This is a genomic window from Cyclobacterium sp. SOCE241 (assembly GCF_056867545.1).
The window spans coordinates 35924-55403 of sequence record NZ_CP149779.1 but is presented as its reverse complement, the minus strand read 5'-3'; the positions used below and the strand labels follow the sequence as shown (position 1 = coordinate 55403).

The following is a 19480-nucleotide window of genomic DNA, read 5'->3' as shown; positions in this document are numbered from 1 at the left end:
AACTTATTACCACTCTGACCCCGGGACCCTTGCCCACATTTCCAGAAGCCCCAACCTTTGGAGGGGATCCCTGGACTTATGGAAACGTCCCACCAGAAATCCGATAAACCAACACATATGTATCACAAATTTAAACGAAACCAAAAATTGCACAGCACTATTTTACTTTCAAAAAATTGGTCAGTTTTGTCCTGCCTCCTATTGTTGATCGCATGTAATCAAGAAAAATTACCCGAAGAAACGGATACCAGTCCAGAATTTAAAACCCAATCCAATTTCGTCAATTCTCCGGCATACATTTATAAGGACTCCGTTGAACTAAAAAACGCTATGGCTGCATTTCAACTGGAGCCAGGACTACAAATTGATTTGATAGCTGCAGACCCTTTAGTGGCAGACCCTTCTGCTTTTACTTTTGATGAGAAAGGTGCGCTATATGTGGCGGAAAACACTGGTTACCCAGACCCAATGGATGGAAAAAAACCTGATACACTTGGAAAGATTTCTAGGTTAATTGACAGCGATGGTGACGGAAAATACGACCAAAGAACCACCTTTGTTGAGGGACTAACCTATCCCAACGGGATCATGGCTTGGAAAGGTGGCGTATTTGTGACTTGCGCACCGCACATATATTATTTCAAAGATACAGATGGAGATGGTATCGCAGACATCAAAGATATTGTCTTAACCGGCTTCAATGCCAATAGAACAGCTCAGATACGAACCAGTCACCCCACCTTGGCTCTGGATGGATGGATTTATGTTACCAGTGGGCTCAATGGAGGAGAAGTGTACTCCCCGGCTCATCCTGAAAGAAAACCAATATCTTTTAATGGTGCAGATGGAAGGTTTCATCCTGAAACATTGGAATTCCAGACCAGGGGAGGAAAAAGTCAATTCGGGCTCGCCTTTGATGCGTTTGGTAGACGATACGGTTCAAGTAATCGCCACCCTTTGCAGCATATAGTGATGGAACCTGATCAATTGAACAATAATCCGAACTTACTTTTCAATAAAACAATCGAAAACGTATCCCCTGCCGAGGCAGATGGTTTTGTATATCCAATTAGCGAAAGCATTACCACTGCAGAGTATATACCTAAATTAATGGGAAAATCTCACCAAGGCACTTTTACCTCCGCTTGTGGCACTTTAATCTTTGAGAGTGAAGGACTAGACACCAGTCACAAAGGCGATGCGTTTATTTGTGAACCCGCCCAAAACTTGGTTCAAAGACAGTCCATCAAAAACAACGGAGCAACATTTATTTCTGAAAGGGTTCATGAAGATTGGGAGTTCCTAGCATCTTCAGACTCATGGTTTAACCCTGTATTTTTAGCTCACGGCCCTAAAGGTGCCATGTATTTGGCAGACATGTATAGAAAAGTAATCGACCATCCCTCTTATGTACCGGAGGAAACCAGAGGGGCCCTGGATTTTGAAAGTGGTAAGGGAAAAGGGAGGATTTATAGAATCAGCAATGAAAATTGGCATTATACTCAGGTGGAGAGTATATTTCCATCAACCGCTAAAGCGGATAATGAAACCTTGATTTCGGCCCTTTCTTCATCAGATGAATGGGAAAGAAGTACCGCTTTTAGGTTGATTTTAGAAAAAGCTTCTCATACCATTGTTAATAGCCTAAAAGAATTGGTTTTATCCAATACTATCGACGAAGGAAAAGTAAAGGCCATTTGGTTGTTGTACCATATGGATTCCTTGGATGAGGAATTGTTAACAACGATATATGAAAATAATGGACCGGAAGTAAAAGAACAAATCATTGCCATTATAGGATTGAATAAAAACATTTCCACCCAATTGGCTAAAAGCTTAATCAAAGGGGTCTCAGATACCGATCCTAGGGTAAGGTTCCTTACTGCTGCTGCATTTGGTACAGACCCCAAGTCGCAGTGGTTACCTTACCTGGCAAATATAGCCCAACAAGATGCATCTGACCCTTGGGCAAGAGCTGCTGTAATGACGGCATTAAATGGACAGGAAAGTAAATTCCTAAAGATTTTAGAAGCAGAAAAAACAAAAGTCAACTACCATCAATTGCCTATGTGGTCGGAATTGGGAGAATTAATAGGGAGTTCAGTACCCTCGCAAGAATTAAAAGCTTTGATCGATGCAGGAATCAATAGTGAATGGGACAATCCTACCTTTTCATTGTTGCTAGGCTTGTTGAAAGGCAGTGAGAGGGGGCAGTCTTTAGGTAAAGAAAAAAATTATTTGGACTCCTTTACAAAATCAAAAGACCAATTGCAGGCCCTTATTCAAGAAACAGCTGATCGAGCATCATCGTCTGAAGATAGCCTTACATCTCGAATTCAGGCAACAGCCTTGCTGAGTTATTTTTCTCCGGGAACCACAGAAGGCACCCTTAAAGGTTTGATTTCCCCAAGCAATCCTTCAGAGATTCAGTTAGCAGCCATCCAGTCTCTTGGGAATCTAAATAGTGCTGAGGCCGGTGAAATACTAACTGAGACCACTGCGTGGAAATCGTACACCCCAACAACCAAAGGGGCTGTAATTGCCACCTTGGTATCAAGACCAATATTGAGAGATCAATTGTTAAAATCCATTGAAAATGGAAAGATCAAACCAGCTGAGATCCCTTCTTCAACAAGGCAATCTTTAATGATGACGAATGACAAAAAAGTGAAAATGCGTGCTGAAAACCTATTTAAAGAATTGGAATCCGGTGGAAGAATGAAAGTTTATGAGGACCTTAAATCCGTATTGGATTTAGAAGGAATAGCGGAAAACGGGCAAGGGATCTTTAAGACAAACTGTGCTACCTGCCATACCTTTGCCGGCGAAGGAGGGAATGTCGGACCGGATTTATCAGGCATAAGCAACCAACCCTCATTGGCTGTACTGCTACATACCATTGTACCTAATTATGAAGTTTATCCCGGATTTCAAGCAATAACGGTGACTACCAATGAGGGCAAGCAAATCACCGGTAGAATTGCGGCAGAGTCGTCAAATTCCTTAAGCCTTAAAACGGCTTATGGTTCAGAAGAAAACATTTTGCGAACCCAAATCAAAAACATAGACAATCCAGGCGTCTCTCTTATGCCCAATGGTCTTGAACAAAATATGAACGAGCAGGAATTGGCTGATTTATTGGCTTATTTAAAAGGAAATTAATAAACCTGTTTTAACCATCATATGAGCCCATAAGTACTTGTAAGGCAGTGGTGATAATATTATCCTCTCCCCTTAATGTACTTATGGGGCTTTGGTCAATGCTTATGTCAACCAACACCCCATCCTCCAATTGCCTACCTTCCAGATCAATGGTCTGAGTCGCTGAAAATCTATAAGTCCAACCATTGGATAATTCACCATATACAGGAATACCTCCACCGCCCCCGGTTTGGTCCCCAATAAGGATTACTTGAGGTAATTCCTTCATCATTTGGGCAAAAAAAGTGGTTGCACTATAAGACCTTCGGTTAGTAAGTACGACCACAGGCCCTTCGTATATATTTTCCCCGGCAGGAATTTTTAAATCTTCCCAAGAAGAAAAGTCGTCCACCTCAGGTCCATTTTTTACGCGTTTTTTAGCCACCACCACCTCAGTATCTGTAAAACCTGAAGCTAGGGTATATGCATTTCCAAGACTTCCTCCTCCATTGCTTCTCACATCAATAATCATCCCGCGTCCTTGCCGGGCCCTTTCCAATACTACTTGAAGATTTCCTTCAGAAATATCCTGGGAAAAGGACCTGTAATTTACATAGAGTACGTTATTTAAAAATTGATGATAAAGTGGACCACTGATCCAAAAATCTCTTCCTAAGTATCTTTTTTCTATTAAATTTTGATCATAATTATCGGGAAAATCCTGGTACCACTCCCAGTTTCGGCTATTATCAAATCCCGCATTTAGATTGACATGGCCATCTTTTAGTTCAAACAGCATCTCTGCCAAGACATCGAACAAACCTTTGGTACTAATGGTGTTGGATATTTTTGCCCTATAAGTAGTTCTTATTTCCTGCCAATCAATATCCTTGTGTTCAAAAAAAGAATACCGCTCATAAACGTCCTCCCAAAGACTATCAAATACCTCAAGAGGTTCAGTTGAAGGTTCCTCCGGTAAAAGCAAATTGTCGCAAGAGGAGATTACAAACATGAAAATAAGGTAGAGAAATATATTTTTTACCATAGCTTGACTATTAGTGACAAATCGATAGAATGGTCCATCCTATATACATTCTTGATTCCTGAAAGCTTTCCATAATTGAATTGATACCTCAATCCCAGTTCATTGTTGGAAGGCAGTTTCCAATAAAGTGCTGAATTCAGGCCAATATCCAAATCCTTAAAAGGAATAAATGGTTTGACAGTATTAAAAAAATTATTGAAAAGAGAGTTTTCAGTTTGGTAATTTTCCGGCTCAGCACCTAAATATCCTGATTTTATCTGGAAGCCTACCAATTGCCAACTTGCCATACTTCTCCATGTGAAGGTTTTGTTCTTCCATTGAAAAGGTAAAACATAGCGAGCTGCAGGACCTAATGCACTATAATAATCATAACGGAAATTATAATTACTAAAATTATTATGTCTCCTAAGATGGAACGAATTTTTGTTGGACCATCCCCCAAAAAAAGCCTTGGTCTTTTGCTTTTTGTTTGTGATAAAAAGTAAAATGGCTATAATTTAAACCAAGTTCATTAACGGTTGCCCCTGAATTATTTGCCAGTATCCCATAGGAAAAATCACCAAGAAAATACAGGGTTTTATTTTCCTTTGTCAGACTAAACCCCAAGGTATTCGTGGATTTATTACCTTGGTAATTCATTGCAGAAAAACCTTCATCACGAACCGAATAAAACTGAATACCGGTAGACAGCAAAATGTCACCATTACTTTGTGCCGAACTTTTATTAACTAAAAAAAAGCCACAAAAAGAAAGAAAAAAAGGTTACAAAATATGTTTCGCATTCAGGTTTAATTTACACTATTTATCATCCAAATTAGCATTTTATTTCCTATTCGTTCATCTTTTAAATCCTAAAAAGGTTAATTATCAGAAAAGTTCTATTTTTGAGTAAAACTTTTTACATAATCTTTTAAAGCTTAAATAATGAAAAATTTAATTTTACTAACTATTTTATTATTTGTCACCTGTAAATATTCCATAGCACAGCAAAATTACTATGGAGTCCAAAATAGCCATAGAAAGGGAATGATTAATGCAATGATGAATCCCGCAGAAATTAACAATTTAACCAAGAAGGTTGAAGTTTCACTTTTTCATTTAACATCGGACTTGACAATAATGTTTTATCAGTACAAGATATTATTGATGATCCCGATGTATTAGAAAACATTTTTGATGATGTGGAAGGCCCAGTAAACCTTAGAACTGATGTTTCTGTTTTAGGCCCGGCAGTAGGTTTAAGGTTTAATAAATGGTCTTTTGGGATTACTACAGAGATCAAAGCCAAAGCAGATATTATTGATTTCAATCCCGACTTAGGGAGTTCCATTATTGAGTCGTCAAACAACGACAACTATCAAACCATAATAAACATCCCTGAGAACCAAAGAGTAAATGCTACAGGCTGGATGGAAATAGGCTTTTTGGCAGGAAGGAAAATTTTGGATACTGACTTTCACAGCCTTTCTGTGGGAGCTAACTTCAAATTACTTCTTCCCGGAAGTTATACCAACTTTGGTATGGACAATATAAATGCCACCATTATTTATTCCGAGGATGAAATTTTATTAACTGACGCTCAAGGCAGCCTAAACCTTTCCTACGATGAGCGACTAGAAAACGATGATGATTTCAATATTGAAGATGATTTATGGAGGGGTTTAAGCCCTTCAGGATTGGGCGTAGATTTAGGAGTCAATTATATGTTAAAAAGAGACAAAAAAGCTTTTCTAAACCTTGGGTTGTCCTTAAAAAACATGGGAAGTATGCGCATGGGAAACAATCAGAGAAACAAGTACTATAGCATGAATATCCCCCAAAACGAATATTTTAGAACAGACAATTTGGAAGGCAGTATTGAGGAGATCGAGCAGCAGCTAGTAGATTCCGGATACTTCAATATTAGTAATAATGATACTGAAGCCAAAATTAGTATGCCAAGAAGTTTGTCAGCTTATGTGGAGTTTAGCCCTGTAAAAATCTTTCAGGTTTCTTTATACGGCCAAAAAAGAGTAAGCAATGAAAACAACAATTTTAACTTAAGTTCTGCAGACCTGCTCGTACTTACTCCTCGGCTGGTTTTAGGTAAATTTGAACTATACTCCCCATGGATGCAACACCAAGTTTCAGGGCTTACAGGAGGTTTGGGTTTTCAAGTTGGCGGGTTTTTTGTGGGTAGTCAATCCATAATAACCAGCGTTATGAAGAACAATAATAGAGCCGATGTTCATATGGGCTTTTCCTTGGGCTTTGGCTCTTAAGCCAAGCCATTAAAAGTAAACTCAGTAAACAATCATACCCTTTGAGAGGACTAATGAAATGGTGAATGACAATATGGCAAACAGAATGGAGGCAAGGCCTCCATTTTTATTCCCTTTCATAAATGGTACTTTCATAAAATGAATTATTATATTGGACAGACTAAAAAAATCCATAACCACATTTTCGAACCCATGTTATCAAACGAACTCAAGAAAAAAATAGAAGCCCAAGGCATGTCATTGGGAATAGTTGAAGAACAAATTAAAAATTTCAAAGAAGGTTTTCCTTTTCTAGACATCGATCATGCCGCCAAAATCGATGATGGCATCTTGGAATTATCTGATGCAGAACTTCAAAAAACCATCAAGGATTATTCAGACAAATCAAAGGAAAAAACAATCGTTAAATTTGTACCGGCCAGTGGGGCTGCAAGTAGGATGTTTAAAAACCTATTTAGTTTTTTAGAAAAAAATGACAATGATATAGAAAACGACTCCTTTACCAAAACCTTTATTTCAAATATTAGCTCCTTTGCTTTTTATGAAGACCTTGACAATAGCTTAGTAAAAGAAGGCTCAAGTATCTCCAAAGCTATTGAAAATAAAGAATATACCCTTATTGTTAAGCACTTACTGGACGATGCCTACCTTTCTTATGGAAGTTTACCTAAGGGCTTATTAAAATTTCATAAGTATGAAAATGAAAGCAGAACGCCTGTAGAGGAACATTTTGTAGAGGGTGCACAATATGGCGTCGGTAAAAACAACACGGTAAGACTTCATTTTACTGTTTCACCTGAACATCAAAAAAGTTTGAGGAAAAAGTAGCAGAAGTACAGCCAAAGATGGAAAGTACTTTTGGAGTGAAGTTTGAAATAAGTTTTTCTCAACAAAAAATAGCTACAAATACCATTGCTGTAGACCTTGAAAACCAACCCTTTATTGAAGACAATGGTGAACTTTTATTCAGACCTGCAGGTCATGGTGCATTGTTGGCAAATTTGAATGAAATAGAAGCAGACTTGGTATTTATCAAAAACATTGACAACGTGGTACCGGATAGGTTAAAGGAAACCACAACCAGCTACAAACAAGCGATTGGGGGTTTACTTATAGCTGCACAAGACAAAACCTTTGCAGCCCTCAAACATCTGGACCAAGCAATCACCGATTCTTCAGTTGATCAGGCTGAAGAGATTTTTACATCTGTTATTGGAGGAAAATTAGCACCTTCTTATGCCAGCATGAGTCTAGAAGAAAAAGCAGCTTATTTGAGAGGTAAACTAAACCGACCCATGCGGGTTTGTGGAATGGTTGAGAATACAGGCGAACCTGGAGGAGGTCCTTTTGGGTGAAAGATACTGATGGTAGTTTATCCCTTCAAATTGGAGAAACAGCCCAATTAAACCTAGAGGACAAAGCACAAGAAGCCCACTTCAAATCTTCTACTCATTTTAACCCCACCGATTTGGTTTGTGGTATTCGAGATTATAAGGGCGAAGCCTTTAATCTAATGGAATTCAGAGATCCAAAAACCGGATTTATCACACAAAAGTCTAAAAGTGGAAGGGATTTAAAAGCCCAAGAGCTCCCCGGACTTTGGAATGGTTCTATGGCCAATTGGAATTCGATATTTGTAGTAGTGCCTTTGATTACATTTAATCCGGTCAAAACCATCAATGATTTATTAAGAGACGTCCACCAATAACAAAAAGGCGCATTTACACATTGTCCCAAACTATATTCCTCATGTGATTATGAACTTACACTCCAATAACAAAACCCTAACCTTATTCCTTTTAAGCCTGCTATTTCAAATTCCATTAATGGCTCAAGTTGGTGTAGGTACCGAAGCGCCTAAAGGAGCTGATCAATTGTTTAATGGAAAAAAACGCTCGCTTAATAAAAACTGGACCTATTGGGAGGGGCCTAGAATCGCCGCTGAACTCCCCATTAAATGGGAGATAGTAGAAGATCCAATAGATAAGGGACAGGCAGTCAGTGCCAATGACCCAGCAGCTGCCGGGGGAAAATATGGTGCTGCAGATATTGTCACAAAAAAGAAATACACGGATTTTAGACTCCATATTGAGTTTTTAATAAAAAATGAGGGTGGAAATAGTGGTGTTTATTTACAGAATCGCTATGAAATTCAAATTCTAGATGGTGACAGCACTACCCATGGAATGGCAGCAATTATTAACGAGAAGGCTGCTCCTTATGAGGTTTATAATGGTTTGGGAAAATGGAATGCCTATGACATTAAATTTAGGGCTGCAAGGTTTGATGAAAATGGTAAACTGAGTGAAAAAGCGATGACTACCATTTATTTTAACGGAAAAAAATACATGAAAATGTTTCTATCCAAAAAGTTTGGGGCGGACCAAATTCCGGATTGGATGGAGGAAGAGATGGTGGTGAAGGAATTACCAACCGCCCCGGAGGTATAAAACTTCAAGCTGAAGGTCACGAAGTGCTTTTTCGCAATATTTGGATTGAAAGGTTAAAATTGGAAAAGCCAAATACCGATTTTTAAATACCATCTTTCATCAACCTTTAAAACGCGTTTTTCGAAACTTTCGAAAAACGCGTTTTGTATAGTACCATTTCAACCCAAATCAGGTACTTGGACTCTTATCATGCTATTTTAATCTATATCATGTAATACCTAATTGATTACTGTTTTATAGGCCCTCAAATTATTGTAAATTTGAATTAATAGGGTAGCTTTTGGCTTTAAAAAAATAAACTTCGTTATGACCTCCCTAAATCTCTAAGTTTATCAGTTAATTCTGTTTTTAACCCTTTACACTTATTTTTGGCAATATATTTGCCTCAGAGGTTGGTAAAAAAGCATTATGAACTTTAAAAAATATTTGGTCCTTTTTTATCTATATTAGGCTTAGCGGCTTTAATTTATGGTGCCTATTTATTTTTAGTACCTGAAGAAGGTGATTGGAAAATAATAACTGTATGTCTGGTTTTAGGTTTTATCTTTTTTAGCTCCGGCTTGGGTTTATTAAAAACCCTAAAGGATAAAAACTAAAAACCCGCATTAGCCCTACTAATATTTTTTAATTTGTTAAACCTACTGCAGAGATACTAATATTTTATTTAGGCCGGTAAATTTGAATAATAATTTCACCATTCATATAATCAAAGCAATAATTAATTGATTGTTTAGAGAATAAACCTTAAGTTAACAAGGTTGATTACTAACTATTTTCTTCCAATTAATGAAAAGCCCCCAATTAATCTATTGCCTAATTGCACTTTCACTGCTTTCTTGTAAACGAGAAAACAAGACCCCGGAAACTGAGAAAGAGACACAAGATCCAACTGCATATATAGATGAAAAGCCTGATCCTATCTACGCGGAACATGTTAGGACTAGCGCTTTCCAAACCCCTGCTGAAGAGCTAAACAAGTTCACTTTACCTCCGGGTTTTGAGATTACTCTCTTTGCTTCTGAGCCGGAGATCACCAAGCCAATCAATATGGCATTTGATGCAAAAGGTAGGTTATGGGTGACACAATCTTCCGAATACCCAATTAAAGCAGGCCCTGGGAATGGTACAGACCGAATAAGCATATTGGAAGACACCGATCAAGATGGCAAAGCCGATAAAATTACAGATTTTGCCAATGACCTTAATATCCCTATAGGAATACAGCCTATAAAGGGAGGTGCCATCGGTTTTAGTATACCCAATATCTATCGATTTTATGACACCAATGGGGATGATGTTGCTGACAAAAGGGAAATCATCCTAGGACCTTTCGAGACTAAAGATACCCATGGTATGGTAAACAATCTTTTTAGAGGTCTGGATGGATGGATCCATGCCTCCCATGGTTTTAGCAATGTATCGACTGTGACAGGAAAAGATGGCAATTCCATTACCATGACGTCCGGTAATACTTTCCGCTTTACAATGGATGGCCAACATGTGGAGAAAACAAGTGATGGAAGAATCAATCCTTTTGGATCTGACTTGGACAAATGGGGGTACCATTATTCCGCAGATTGTCATACCTTGCCTATTTACCAGATCATAAGAAATGGCAACTATACCCAATGGGGTAAAATGGAACCGAATATGGGACATGCACCCACAATGATGGATTATGGGCTTAATTCTACTGCATTGTCCGGTCTGGTATATTATACCGACAATCAATTTCCTGAAGAATACCAAAACAGCTTTTACTCAGGTGATGTGGTTACCTGTAGAATCAGTAGAAGTACTATCTCATTCAACGGCTCCACTCCAAAAGCTAGCAGAAAAGCAGATTTTTTGGTCAGCAAAGACCCTTGGTTTAGGCCTGTGGATATAAAGATAGGTCCTGATGGCGCCATGTACATCGCAGACTTTTACAATAGTATCATCGGTCATTATGAGGTACCCTTAGACCATCCTGAAAGGGATAGAAATAGTGGTAGAATTTGGAAAATCACATACAAGGGATCGAAAAAATCTACAATCGATTGGTCAACTGTTGATCTTGATTTTCTTATAGAAAAATTAGCTGACCCAATCCTACAAACCCGAATGATGGCAACAGATGAGCTTGTAGATAGATTTCCGATCCTTGCTATTCCTGTATTAAAAAACTTAACAATAAACAAAGAGATGCCGGACATTCAAAATGTCCAAGTGTTATGGGCATTATTTAGATTAAATGAATTAACGGATCAAACCCTAGAAAATGCTCTAACCAGTGAAAAGGAACTCGTCCGAGTTCACGCATTTCGTATTCTAGGTGAATACCAAAACTTAAACCGGCAAGAGTTTCAATGGATTGAACATGGCTTGTCAGACGAAAGTGCCCACGTAAGGAGAGTTGCCGCTGAAGGTTTAATCAGACACCATAGTAAAACTATGGTTGTTCCCATCCTACAAACCCTACAAAAAACCAAAGAAGAAGACAGCCATTTAATGTATGCTTTAAAATATGCGCTGTTTCAACACGCCCAAAATCCGGGAATTCTAACTGAAATGGCTGCAATAAATTGGTCAGGTTTTGAAAAAGAAATGGTGGCCTTGATATTTTCAGATACCAGATCAGTAGAAGCCGGGAAATTTCTAATGGAATACTTAAGAAACACCTCTATTTCGGAAGAAAAGTTTCTTAATTATTTAACTGCTATCACAAGAAGCCTTCCTGCTGCGGAAACCGCAGGTATAATTGAGCTTGCAAAGGGAAAAATGCCCAATATTCCCACTTTCAAAAAGCAATGGCTTTGAATAATGGCACAATACAAAAAGGATCGAATTTTCCCAACCCCCTAAAAACATGGAACATACAGATTAGCCAAGCAATATTTAAAACATTTACTTCCAATAAATCCACCCCTAAAGAACAGGAATTGGAAGCATTAAAATACGCTGTCCAACTTTCCGGCCAATTGAAAAATAAAGAAAACATTCCTGCAATAAAAGCACTGATAAACAATTTCGAAACCAAAACAGACCTGAGAGAATTAGGAGTAAATACTTTAATGGAAATTGACCCGGCCAGTCAAATTGGCTTTCTGGAAAAATGGTTAAGAGATGCAAATAATAGCATAGGTTTTAGAAAAAATAGCAGAAGCTATTGGAAAGTCCACCTCTGACCACGCCTTGACAGCCTTAGGGAATGGTTAAAAAACACCCCAATGGAGTTACAGGAACATATTTCAGCTCAACTTTCGATCTCAGGAAAAGGGAAAAGCCAGCTACTAAAATTAATCCAAGAGGGTTATGCTCCTGCAAGGGTGATCAAAGCCCGACAAGTGGAAGAAAGATTTTTGACGGGTGCCAATGAAAAACAAAAACTAGCCTATGAGCAATTAACCATGAATTTACCCCCGATAAGTAGTGAAAAACAAGCCTTAATAGAGCAGCGGACCGAAGCTTTTCAAAGTAACCCCAAACATTTGGTTGCCGGGAAGACGCTTTTCAAAGAAAATTGTGGCATTTGTCATCGAGTTGGGGATGAGGGTGGAATGATCGGACCTCAATTAGACGGAGTTGGCAACTGGGGAGTACAAGCATTGGCTACTAAGGTATTGGATCCCAATAGAAATATCTCAGAGAATTTTCGTACTTACACCATCCACTTAAAAGATGGACAAACCAAATCCGGCTTGTTTCGAAGAGAAGATGAACAAGTGCTGGTAATGGCAGACCAATCAGGAACAGAGTTTACTATTTTTAAAAAAGACATAGAAAAGCAAGCTCCTTCGAATCTTACCTTGATGCCTGACCATTTTGGAACCACCCTTGATCAATCACAATTCAATGGTTTAATGACCTATCTACTTAATCTACGTTAAAATGTCTCAGTTAATTCAAGCCTTTAAATTTTCTTTAGTTGTAGCATTATTTTCAGGCATCAATTCAGCCTTTCCTCAATCCTCTTCACCTGTAACTTTTAAAAAACATGTGCTGAGTACCCAATTTCTTGCTGAGGGCGCTGCCATTGGAGATGTAAACCAGGACGGTTTGATGGATGTTATGGCAGGAGCTTATTGGTTTGAAGCTCCAAAATGGAAACCCCACGAGTTGGAAGAACCTAAAGTTTTTGAATACGATAAAGGGTATAGCAATGCATTTATTAGTCACGGTATGGACGTGAACATGGATGGGTGGGTTGACTTTGTAAGGATAGGATTTCCAGGAGAGGCTGTTCATTGGTTTGAAAACCCTAAAAACCAATCCGGTTTATGGAAAATTCACATCATTTGCCCTTCCTTAGGCAATGAGTCTGCCGGTTTTTACGATGTGGACAAGGATGGTAGAAAGGATTTGGTTGGCAGTATACCGGAAACCGGTGAAATGGTTTGGTACCGAGCTCCTTCAACCCCAAATAATTTAACCTGGGATAAGTTTACAATTAGTAAAAAAAATAGTCCTGGCACTGCCCGCTATTCTCATGGTCTAGGCATGGGAGATATTGATCAGGATGGGAACAAGGACCTTATCATTACCGAAGGTTGGTGGAAATCACCTGACGATCCCACAGAAGAGTTATGGGAATTTCAGCCCGCTACTCTAGGAGAACCAGCGGCTCAATTATATGCTCATGATATTAATGGAGATCATAAACCTGAAATCTTATCTTCTGCTGCCCATCAGCTTGGTATTTGGTGGCATGAACAAGACCAAACAGGAGCGTGGAAAACACATTTAATTGATAAAAGTTTTTCCCAAACCCATGCCTTGGAATTGGTGGACATTAACAAGGATGGACATTTGGATCTAGTGACGGGGAAACGCTATTATGCACACATGGGGAAAGATCCGGGAGGCAATAACCCCCCTGTCCTTGCTTGGTTTGAGTTTCAACCAAGTAAGCAAGATAAGTGGTTAAAGCATACCATAGACACGGATTCAGGAGTTGGGGTACAAGTAACTGTAGCAGACTTTTTCGGTCATGGGCTTATGGACATCATCGTAGCCAATAAAAAGGGCGTGTTTGTATTTGAACAAGTACCTGAATAACCTTACTATCTAGCCCTTTTTAATGCTTCCAATTTTTCTTTCATCCTAATAATTTTCTCCGGGAAAGCTTCAAATAAGTTGGTAGTCTCCAAGGGGTCTTGATTCAATTGGTACAATTGTCCTTCCGGTCCATTCTCTTCAGGATTTATCTTAAACGGGTAAGTAAACCCTCCCGAACCTAGCCCATCTATGTATTTCCAATCACCTTCTCTAATGGCAAACATTCCTCCGGATGAATGATGCACCATATTTTCACGAGTTGTAAAAGACATATCGCCAGCCAATACCGGCCCAAAATCCTTGCTATCTATGCCCTCCCCTGCAGGTATTCTTTTCCCGGTCAAACTTGCCAAGGTCGCATAAATATCTGTTAAACTAACCAAGCCTTTATAAGTATTACTTTTTTTAATACCACTGGGCCAAGAAATTATCAAAGGAACCCTATGGCCACCATTCCACACATCTCCCTTTTGCCCCCTGCTCCCTTTATTGGAATCATGCCCATGTAAAAGAATTTCTTCAGCAGGCCAGTAAGCCCCATTATCGCTACTAAAAATAATTAAGGTATTGTCCAACATACCTTCAGCTTCCAGTTTTGATGAAATTCTGGCGACAACCTGATCGATGTCCATTACAAAATCACCATATAATCCGGCACCTGACTTGCCCTTGCTTTCATTAGAAGGAAGCCATGGGGTATGTGGACCGGTCAAGGGCATATAAAGTAAAAAGGGCTGTTCAGCACTTTGTATTCCAATAAAATTTTCTGCTTGTTCTACAATGGTCTCCAAACAATCTTCTACCCTAAAGGAGGCAGACATCTCTCCTAACCTCCACCACACACCTTTTTCCCAATATACAGCTCTCTCGTCACTGTGTTTTTTGTCCCAGGAAAATTCAGTACTTTCTTTCCTGGTGGGATAAATGTCTGTTGTCAAGATAATATTGGGGTCCACCACCTGACCATTTTCAAGAAAAACATAAGGTGGAATATCCAAAGAAGCAGGATGGATAAAAGAATAATCGAAGCCAAAATCATTTGGACCGGATTTTACCGGTAAAGAATAATCTACATTGGAATAGCCTGTAGAAGCATTTATTTGTGCTACTTTTTGATCCTTGGTAGCCCAGTTTAATCCCAAATGCCATTTACCGGTAATAGCGGTAGTATAGCCTGCATCTTTTAAAATACTTGCTAAGGTTAGCCTTTCTTTCTCAATAACAGAAGGCGTAAAACCACCAATCCCACCTGCGGCTTCCGGCGTTCTGAATGCATACCTTCCCGTAAGCAAACCATACCTAGAAGGTGTACAAACGGAGGCACTGGCATGCGCATTTTCAAACGAAATCCCTGATTTTACCAAACCATCAATTGCCGGGGTCTTGATCCTAGACAAAGGGTTTAAAGATTGAATATCTCCATAGCCCATATCATCTGCAAATAGGATCACAACGTTTGGTTTTTTAACCAATGATGAATGTCTATTGGAAAATCCCAATAACAAGATTACAATAAGGATTGAGGCAATTCCAAATAACAGAAAGGAGTAGCCTCCCTGTGTTCCGATATTCTTTTTGACTTGATAAAAAAACTTAGACATGTGTAATAAATTTTACTGAAAGATTAATTGGGCTCAATACTATAGAAATTCCCCTTAAAGATTTCTTATTGTACTTACAAAAGAAAATGATTCTGATAAGCAGCAAATAAATTGCTTTCTTATCAGAATCAAATTAAAAATTCTTTAATAAAAATCCTTTACGAATGAAGACGCTTTACAATTTATAAAACTCTTCCCAGCCTTTCCTTGGAGGGACACCTGCCAACAACTCGTTGGCCAAGGCATGATTGGTTACTTGCTTGGTTTCTCTATCAAATTCCAATTTGGCACCTAGTCTTTGGGACAGAACTCCTAAAGAAAACACTTGACTCAATGGTCCTGCAATATCAAAAGAAGACCTTGCTTTCTCTTCACCTTTACAAGCTTTTAAGAAATTGGCAAAGTGATTGGAAGGGCTCTCCGGAACTTCCGGTAATTGGCCGGCCATGTCTTTTGCCTTCTCCTCAGGTATAATCGAAAGGGTACTGCCATGTGATCCACCTTTAAAGGTAAGATCCCCACCATATATAATTTTTCCAGGATTCAGTTTTGCAGGTTGCAATTGGCCATTACTTGGAGGTGGAATATTTGGATCAAGTTCAGAAACTCCATAACCCGCTGGAACCGGAGGAATATTGTTCTGCCCATCGTACCAGGTAATGGTCATGGCCGGCATATCACCTCTCTTGGGGAATTTAAATGCCAATGTGGTTTCCATTGGAAAAAGAACGTGTTGTGGTCTTCCAGTTTCAATGGCACTATTTCTTCAGGCAAGCCCAACTCCAAAAACTCATGTGCGGTATCCATGATGTGAGCGCCCCAATCTCCAAGTGCACCCATACCGAAATCATACCAACATCTCCATTGACCATTGACCAGGTCCTCATGGTAATCGTGATGATGGGAAGTTCCCAACCATGTATCCCAATCCATGGTAGTAGGTATTGGTTGTTTAGGAGGGAATGAAATTATTTTAGGATCCCACCCGTGCCATCTTCTGCGGCCATTCATATGAGCTGTCATGGCTGTAACATCCTTGATTATCCCTGCTTCTTTCCATGCTTTAAACTGAAAATAATTGGCTTCAGAGTGACCTTGATTACCCATCTGAGTAACCACATTGTGCTTTTTGGCACCATCCATCATCAGCTGTACTTCATTAAAAGTCCTAGCCATGGGCTTTTCCACATAAACATGAATCCCCATAGACATGGCCAACATGGTAATTGGGAAATGAGAAAAATCCGGCGTTCCAACCGAAACAGCCTCTATATCTTTACCCATCTTATCAAACATCTCCCTAAAATCCTTAAATCTAGGCACATCCGGAAACATTTTCATTACCTCTACAGTATGCTCGGCACCCATGTCTACATCACAGAGCGCCACCACATTTGCCAAACCTGTGGCATGTAAAGATTTGACAACCTCTCCCCCCTGTGACCGATTCCACAGCAGGCCAGATTCACTTTTTCACTTGGTGCAATATGCCCGGTTTGATTTCCTAGGACAAAAGAAGGTATCAAAGATATACCCGCAGCACCCAAAGCACTAGATTTAATAAAACGTCTTCTTTGGTTATTCATTATTAATTGTTAATTAATTGATCAAATATCAAACTTATATTGATTATCAATGCTAAAGATAGCAGAAAGGCTCTTATAATAGGAACATAAATTTGAAGATAGAGGTAAAGTCTATATTTTTGATGAATTTTAAAAATTACTTTAAACAAAAAATTTGAAAAGGCTGAAAATTGCCCTTAAATTTCAGGATGAAAATTAAAACCTATCTATTTCCTATTTTAGTTATTGCCCTTTTTAGCGGCTCATGTAACCTATTTCAAAGCAACAGTGGCCAATATGAATTGGTGGTTTTAGACACCCTAAATATTCCATTTTCGGGTGATATTCATGCTGGTACTTATGCCCACAATACAGGTTTAATATACAATTACCAATCAGGAGAATACCTGAAATTTGACAGTTTAGGAAATGTTTTGGCTAACAAAATTATCCCGACAGTCGGTGACAGTGGCTTGTACTATGTCAATGGATTGAAAATAATAGAAAATGGAAACATTCTAGCTAAATCTATAAAAGGTGAAATTGGCTTACTTGATGAAGAATTGAATTTGGTAAAAAAAGCAAACATGCCATTTCCCAATGGATCGCTGGACCTCAAAAGAAATCAAAATGCAATTAATATTTATAAAGATGAATTATTGCTGTTTCACCCGGGAAGAAACAATAAAAGCCCCTATGAATTAGGATATTACAGAGACAATTATTTACTGGAAAAACTAAATCCCAGCACCGGTGTGGCTACTCCCTTTCTTAAGCTTTCTCCCAAAAGCCAATACCAAGAAAGCCTCCACTTCGAACCACCGACAGCGTTGATTAGTATTTCAGACAATTCACTATATTTTGTTTTCAATAAAGAGCCCCTGATAAGCAAATATGACTTGTCAAATAATGGTGAATGGGTCAACAGTATACCATTAGATTCCGAAGACTTTGTACAAGTAAAAGGGCAGAAACTCCCACTTGGCAATGATGGGTCTGTATTAGTAGAGGGTGAAATCACCAATCTTTTTGCGCTCAAAAATGGATTTGCCGTGGTTTATATAGACGGCTTATTAAAAGAGCCAGGCCCCGGCCAAAAGATCCCAGGCAAGCAATTAAAGATTTACAACTATGAAACCGGGTGGTCAGCCCCCATTGAACTTCCCTTTAATTTACTTTTTCTGCTTAACTTTGAGCAAGAAAATAAGGCATTCTATGGTTTGATAAACCCCAAGACACTACCTATTGACAACAATCAAGCTCAAGTGCTTAAATATCAATTAGCATCTCATTAAAAATAAACCAAAATTCTCCGATAACCTGATGAAAACACACCTACTGAAAGTATTGCCCTTGCTAATTATTCTTGTCGGATTACTTGCATCCTGTTCGGGGTCCAACAAAAGTGAACCTGTGAATATTGAAGAGGAGTGGCGCACTTTATTTAATGGCAAAGACATGGACAATTGGCGTATTAAAATTGCCAAACATGACCTCGACGAAAATTATGCAAATACTTTCACTGTGGAAGATGGCCTACTCAAGGTGAGGTATGATGGATACGAAGACTTTGACCAACAATATGGACATATCTTTTATGATGAACCATTTTCTTATTACCTGTATAGGGTAGAATACAGATTTGTGGGAGAACAAGCCCCAGGTGGTGAAGGATGGGCCTTGAGAAATTCCGGAGTAATGCTACACGGGCAAGACCCCGAAACAATGCTTAAAAACCAAGACTTTCCCATTTCCATAGAAGGGCAGCTTTTGGGAGGAGATGGCGAAAATCCAAGAACCACCAGTAACTTATGTACACCCGGAACCAATGTGGTAATGGAAGGGGAACTATTTACGCCTCATTGTGTGAACTCCTCCTCTAAAACTTATCATGGTGAACAGTGGGTTACAGCAGACTTTCTGGTTTTGGGTGATTCTATAATTCACCATATCATAGAGGGAGATACTGTGCTGACTTACTTACAACCTCAAATGGGAGGTGGCAATGTGAGCAACCATAACCCTGAAATCAAAAAAGATGGCCAACTTATTTCTGAAGGTTATATTTCCTTACAAAGCGAAAGTCATCCAATTGATTTTAAAACTGTTAAAATCTTTGACCTAAGTCCTTATAAAGACGATAATAAAAAACTAAAAGAAGTATTGGCTCAATTGAAAGCTGCCAACAACCAGTAATTTTACGTGTTCTGGCAATAGTCAAGGGTGAAGCCTGTCCTGTGTTTAGGGGAAGGGTCGTATTTGGAGATTTTAGCATAGCAACACTATGTTTGCAACAGCGAGTGGCTGATTTTGAAGCGATTTCAGCACCTAAGATTGTCAATACCATATTCCAGGCTTAACCCAAGAAATACAATATTTG

Annotated in this window: 12 protein-coding genes and 3 pseudogenes; 10 read left to right on the top strand and 5 right to left on the bottom strand. The window is 38.9% G+C overall.

The window, feature by feature from the left end; all coding sequences use genetic code 11:
• The first annotated feature begins 186 nt into the window (after positions 1-186).
• Positions 187-3162 (top strand): PVC-type heme-binding CxxCH protein, encoded by a 2976-nt coding sequence (locus tag WG932_RS00260; RefSeq protein ID WP_483086499.1) that lies wholly within the window; start codon positions 187-189, stop codon positions 3160-3162.
• 10 nt (positions 3163-3172) lie between these two features.
• Here the strand turns inward: WG932_RS00260 and WG932_RS00255 are convergent, their stop codons facing one another.
• The 3 genes from WG932_RS00255 to WG932_RS00245 form a co-directional block, all read right to left on the bottom strand.
• The gene (locus tag WG932_RS00255) at positions 3173-4186 is read right to left on the bottom strand and encodes a S41 family peptidase (protein ID WP_014021553.1); all 1014 of its coding nucleotides are present in this window, start codon (positions 4184-4186) and stop codon (positions 3173-3175) included.
• On the bottom strand, positions 4180-4473 hold the full coding sequence (locus tag WG932_RS00250; protein WP_483086498.1) for a hypothetical protein: 294 nt from the start codon (positions 4471-4473) through the stop codon (positions 4180-4182). Before WG932_RS00250 ends, WG932_RS00255 begins: the two co-directional genes overlap by 7 nt.
• Before the next feature lie 118 nt (positions 4474-4591).
• On the bottom strand, positions 4592-4879 hold the full coding sequence (locus WG932_RS00245) for a hypothetical protein (protein WP_483086497.1): 288 nt from the start codon (positions 4877-4879) through the stop codon (positions 4592-4594).
• Positions 4880-5367: 488 nt separating this feature from the next.
• Here WG932_RS00245 and WG932_RS00240 point away from each other — a divergent pair, with 488 nt between their 5' ends.
• The 7 genes and pseudogenes from WG932_RS00240 (at position 5368) to WG932_RS00210 (ending at position 13934) form a co-directional block, all read left to right on the top strand.
• Complete coding sequence (locus tag WG932_RS00240; RefSeq protein ID WP_483086496.1) at positions 5368-6447, top strand: hypothetical protein; 1080 nt, start codon at positions 5368-5370, stop codon at positions 6445-6447.
• A 192-nt stretch (positions 6448-6639) separates the two neighbouring features.
• Positions 6640-8155: pseudogene (locus WG932_RS00235) on the top strand (DUF4301 family protein).
• Positions 8156-8204: 49 nt separating this feature from the next.
• A pseudogene (locus tag WG932_RS00230) lies at positions 8205-8983 on the top strand (3-keto-disaccharide hydrolase).
• A 700-nt stretch (positions 8984-9683) separates the two neighbouring features.
• Positions 9684-11696 (top strand): PVC-type heme-binding CxxCH protein, encoded by a 2013-nt coding sequence (locus tag WG932_RS00225; protein WP_483086495.1) that lies wholly within the window; start codon positions 9684-9686, stop codon positions 11694-11696.
• A complete protein-coding gene (locus tag WG932_RS00220) occupies positions 11687-12064 on the top strand; it encodes a hypothetical protein (RefSeq protein WP_483086494.1) in 378 nt (125 codons plus the stop codon). Before WG932_RS00225 ends, WG932_RS00220 begins: the two co-directional genes overlap by 10 nt.
• Before the next feature lie 42 nt (positions 12065-12106).
• On the top strand, positions 12107-12766 hold the full coding sequence (locus WG932_RS00215) for a c-type cytochrome (protein ID WP_483086493.1): 660 nt from the start codon (positions 12107-12109) through the stop codon (positions 12764-12766).
• 1 nt (position 12767) lies between these two features.
• A complete protein-coding gene (locus tag WG932_RS00210; protein WP_483086492.1) occupies positions 12768-13934 on the top strand; it encodes an FG-GAP repeat domain-containing protein in 1167 nt (388 codons plus the stop codon).
• A gap of 5 nt (positions 13935-13939) precedes the next feature.
• Here the strand turns inward: WG932_RS00210 and WG932_RS00205 are convergent, their stop codons facing one another.
• Both WG932_RS00205 and WG932_RS00200 read right to left on the bottom strand, forming a co-directional pair.
• Positions 13940-15535 carry a sulfatase family protein gene (locus tag WG932_RS00205; RefSeq protein ID WP_483086491.1) on the bottom strand — a complete coding sequence of 532 codons (1596 nt, stop codon included), beginning with the start codon at positions 15533-15535 and terminating at the stop codon, positions 13940-13942.
• A gap of 175 nt (positions 15536-15710) precedes the next feature.
• Positions 15711-17121 (bottom strand): annotated as a pseudogene (locus WG932_RS00200) (Gfo/Idh/MocA family protein).
• A gap of 188 nt (positions 17122-17309) precedes the next feature.
• On the opposite strand from WG932_RS00200, the gene WG932_RS00195 reads away from it, so the two are divergent.
• Both WG932_RS00195 and WG932_RS00190 read left to right on the top strand, forming a co-directional pair.
• Positions 17310-18395 carry a hypothetical protein gene (locus tag WG932_RS00195; RefSeq protein ID WP_483086490.1) on the top strand — a complete coding sequence of 362 codons (1086 nt, stop codon included), beginning with the start codon at positions 17310-17312 and terminating at the stop codon, positions 18393-18395.
• 28 nt (positions 18396-18423) lie between these two features.
• A complete protein-coding gene (locus WG932_RS00190; RefSeq protein ID WP_149394043.1) occupies positions 18424-19296 on the top strand; it encodes a 3-keto-disaccharide hydrolase in 873 nt (290 codons plus the stop codon).
• The last annotated feature ends 184 nt before the right edge of the window (positions 19297-19480 follow it).

Bases quoted from the DNA above. Each gene is read 5' to 3' on its own strand.
- WG932_RS00205 (WP_483086491.1), bottom strand. From the start codon at position 15,535: ATGTCTAAGTTTTTTTATCAAGTCAAAAAGAATATCGGAACACAGGGA.
- WG932_RS00220 (WP_483086494.1), top strand. From the start codon at position 11,687: ATGGCTTTGAATAATGGCACAATACAAAAAGGATCGAATTTTCCCAAC.
- WG932_RS00255 (WP_014021553.1), bottom strand. From the start codon at position 4,186: ATGGTAAAAAATATATTTCTCTACCTTATTTTCATGTTTGTAATCTCC.
- WG932_RS00190 (WP_149394043.1), top strand. From the start codon at position 18,424: ATGAAAACACACCTACTGAAAGTATTGCCCTTGCTAATTATTCTTGTC.
- WG932_RS00215 (WP_483086493.1), top strand. From the start codon at position 12,107: ATGGAGTTACAGGAACATATTTCAGCTCAACTTTCGATCTCAGGAAAA.
- WG932_RS00195 (WP_483086490.1), top strand. From the start codon at position 17,310: ATGAAAATTAAAACCTATCTATTTCCTATTTTAGTTATTGCCCTTTTT.
- WG932_RS00210 (WP_483086492.1), top strand. From the start codon at position 12,768: ATGTCTCAGTTAATTCAAGCCTTTAAATTTTCTTTAGTTGTAGCATTA.
- WG932_RS00250 (WP_483086498.1), bottom strand. From the start codon at position 4,473: ATGGCAAGTTGGCAATTGGTAGGCTTCCAGATAAAATCAGGATATTTA.
- WG932_RS00225 (WP_483086495.1), top strand. From the start codon at position 9,684: ATGAAAAGCCCCCAATTAATCTATTGCCTAATTGCACTTTCACTGCTT.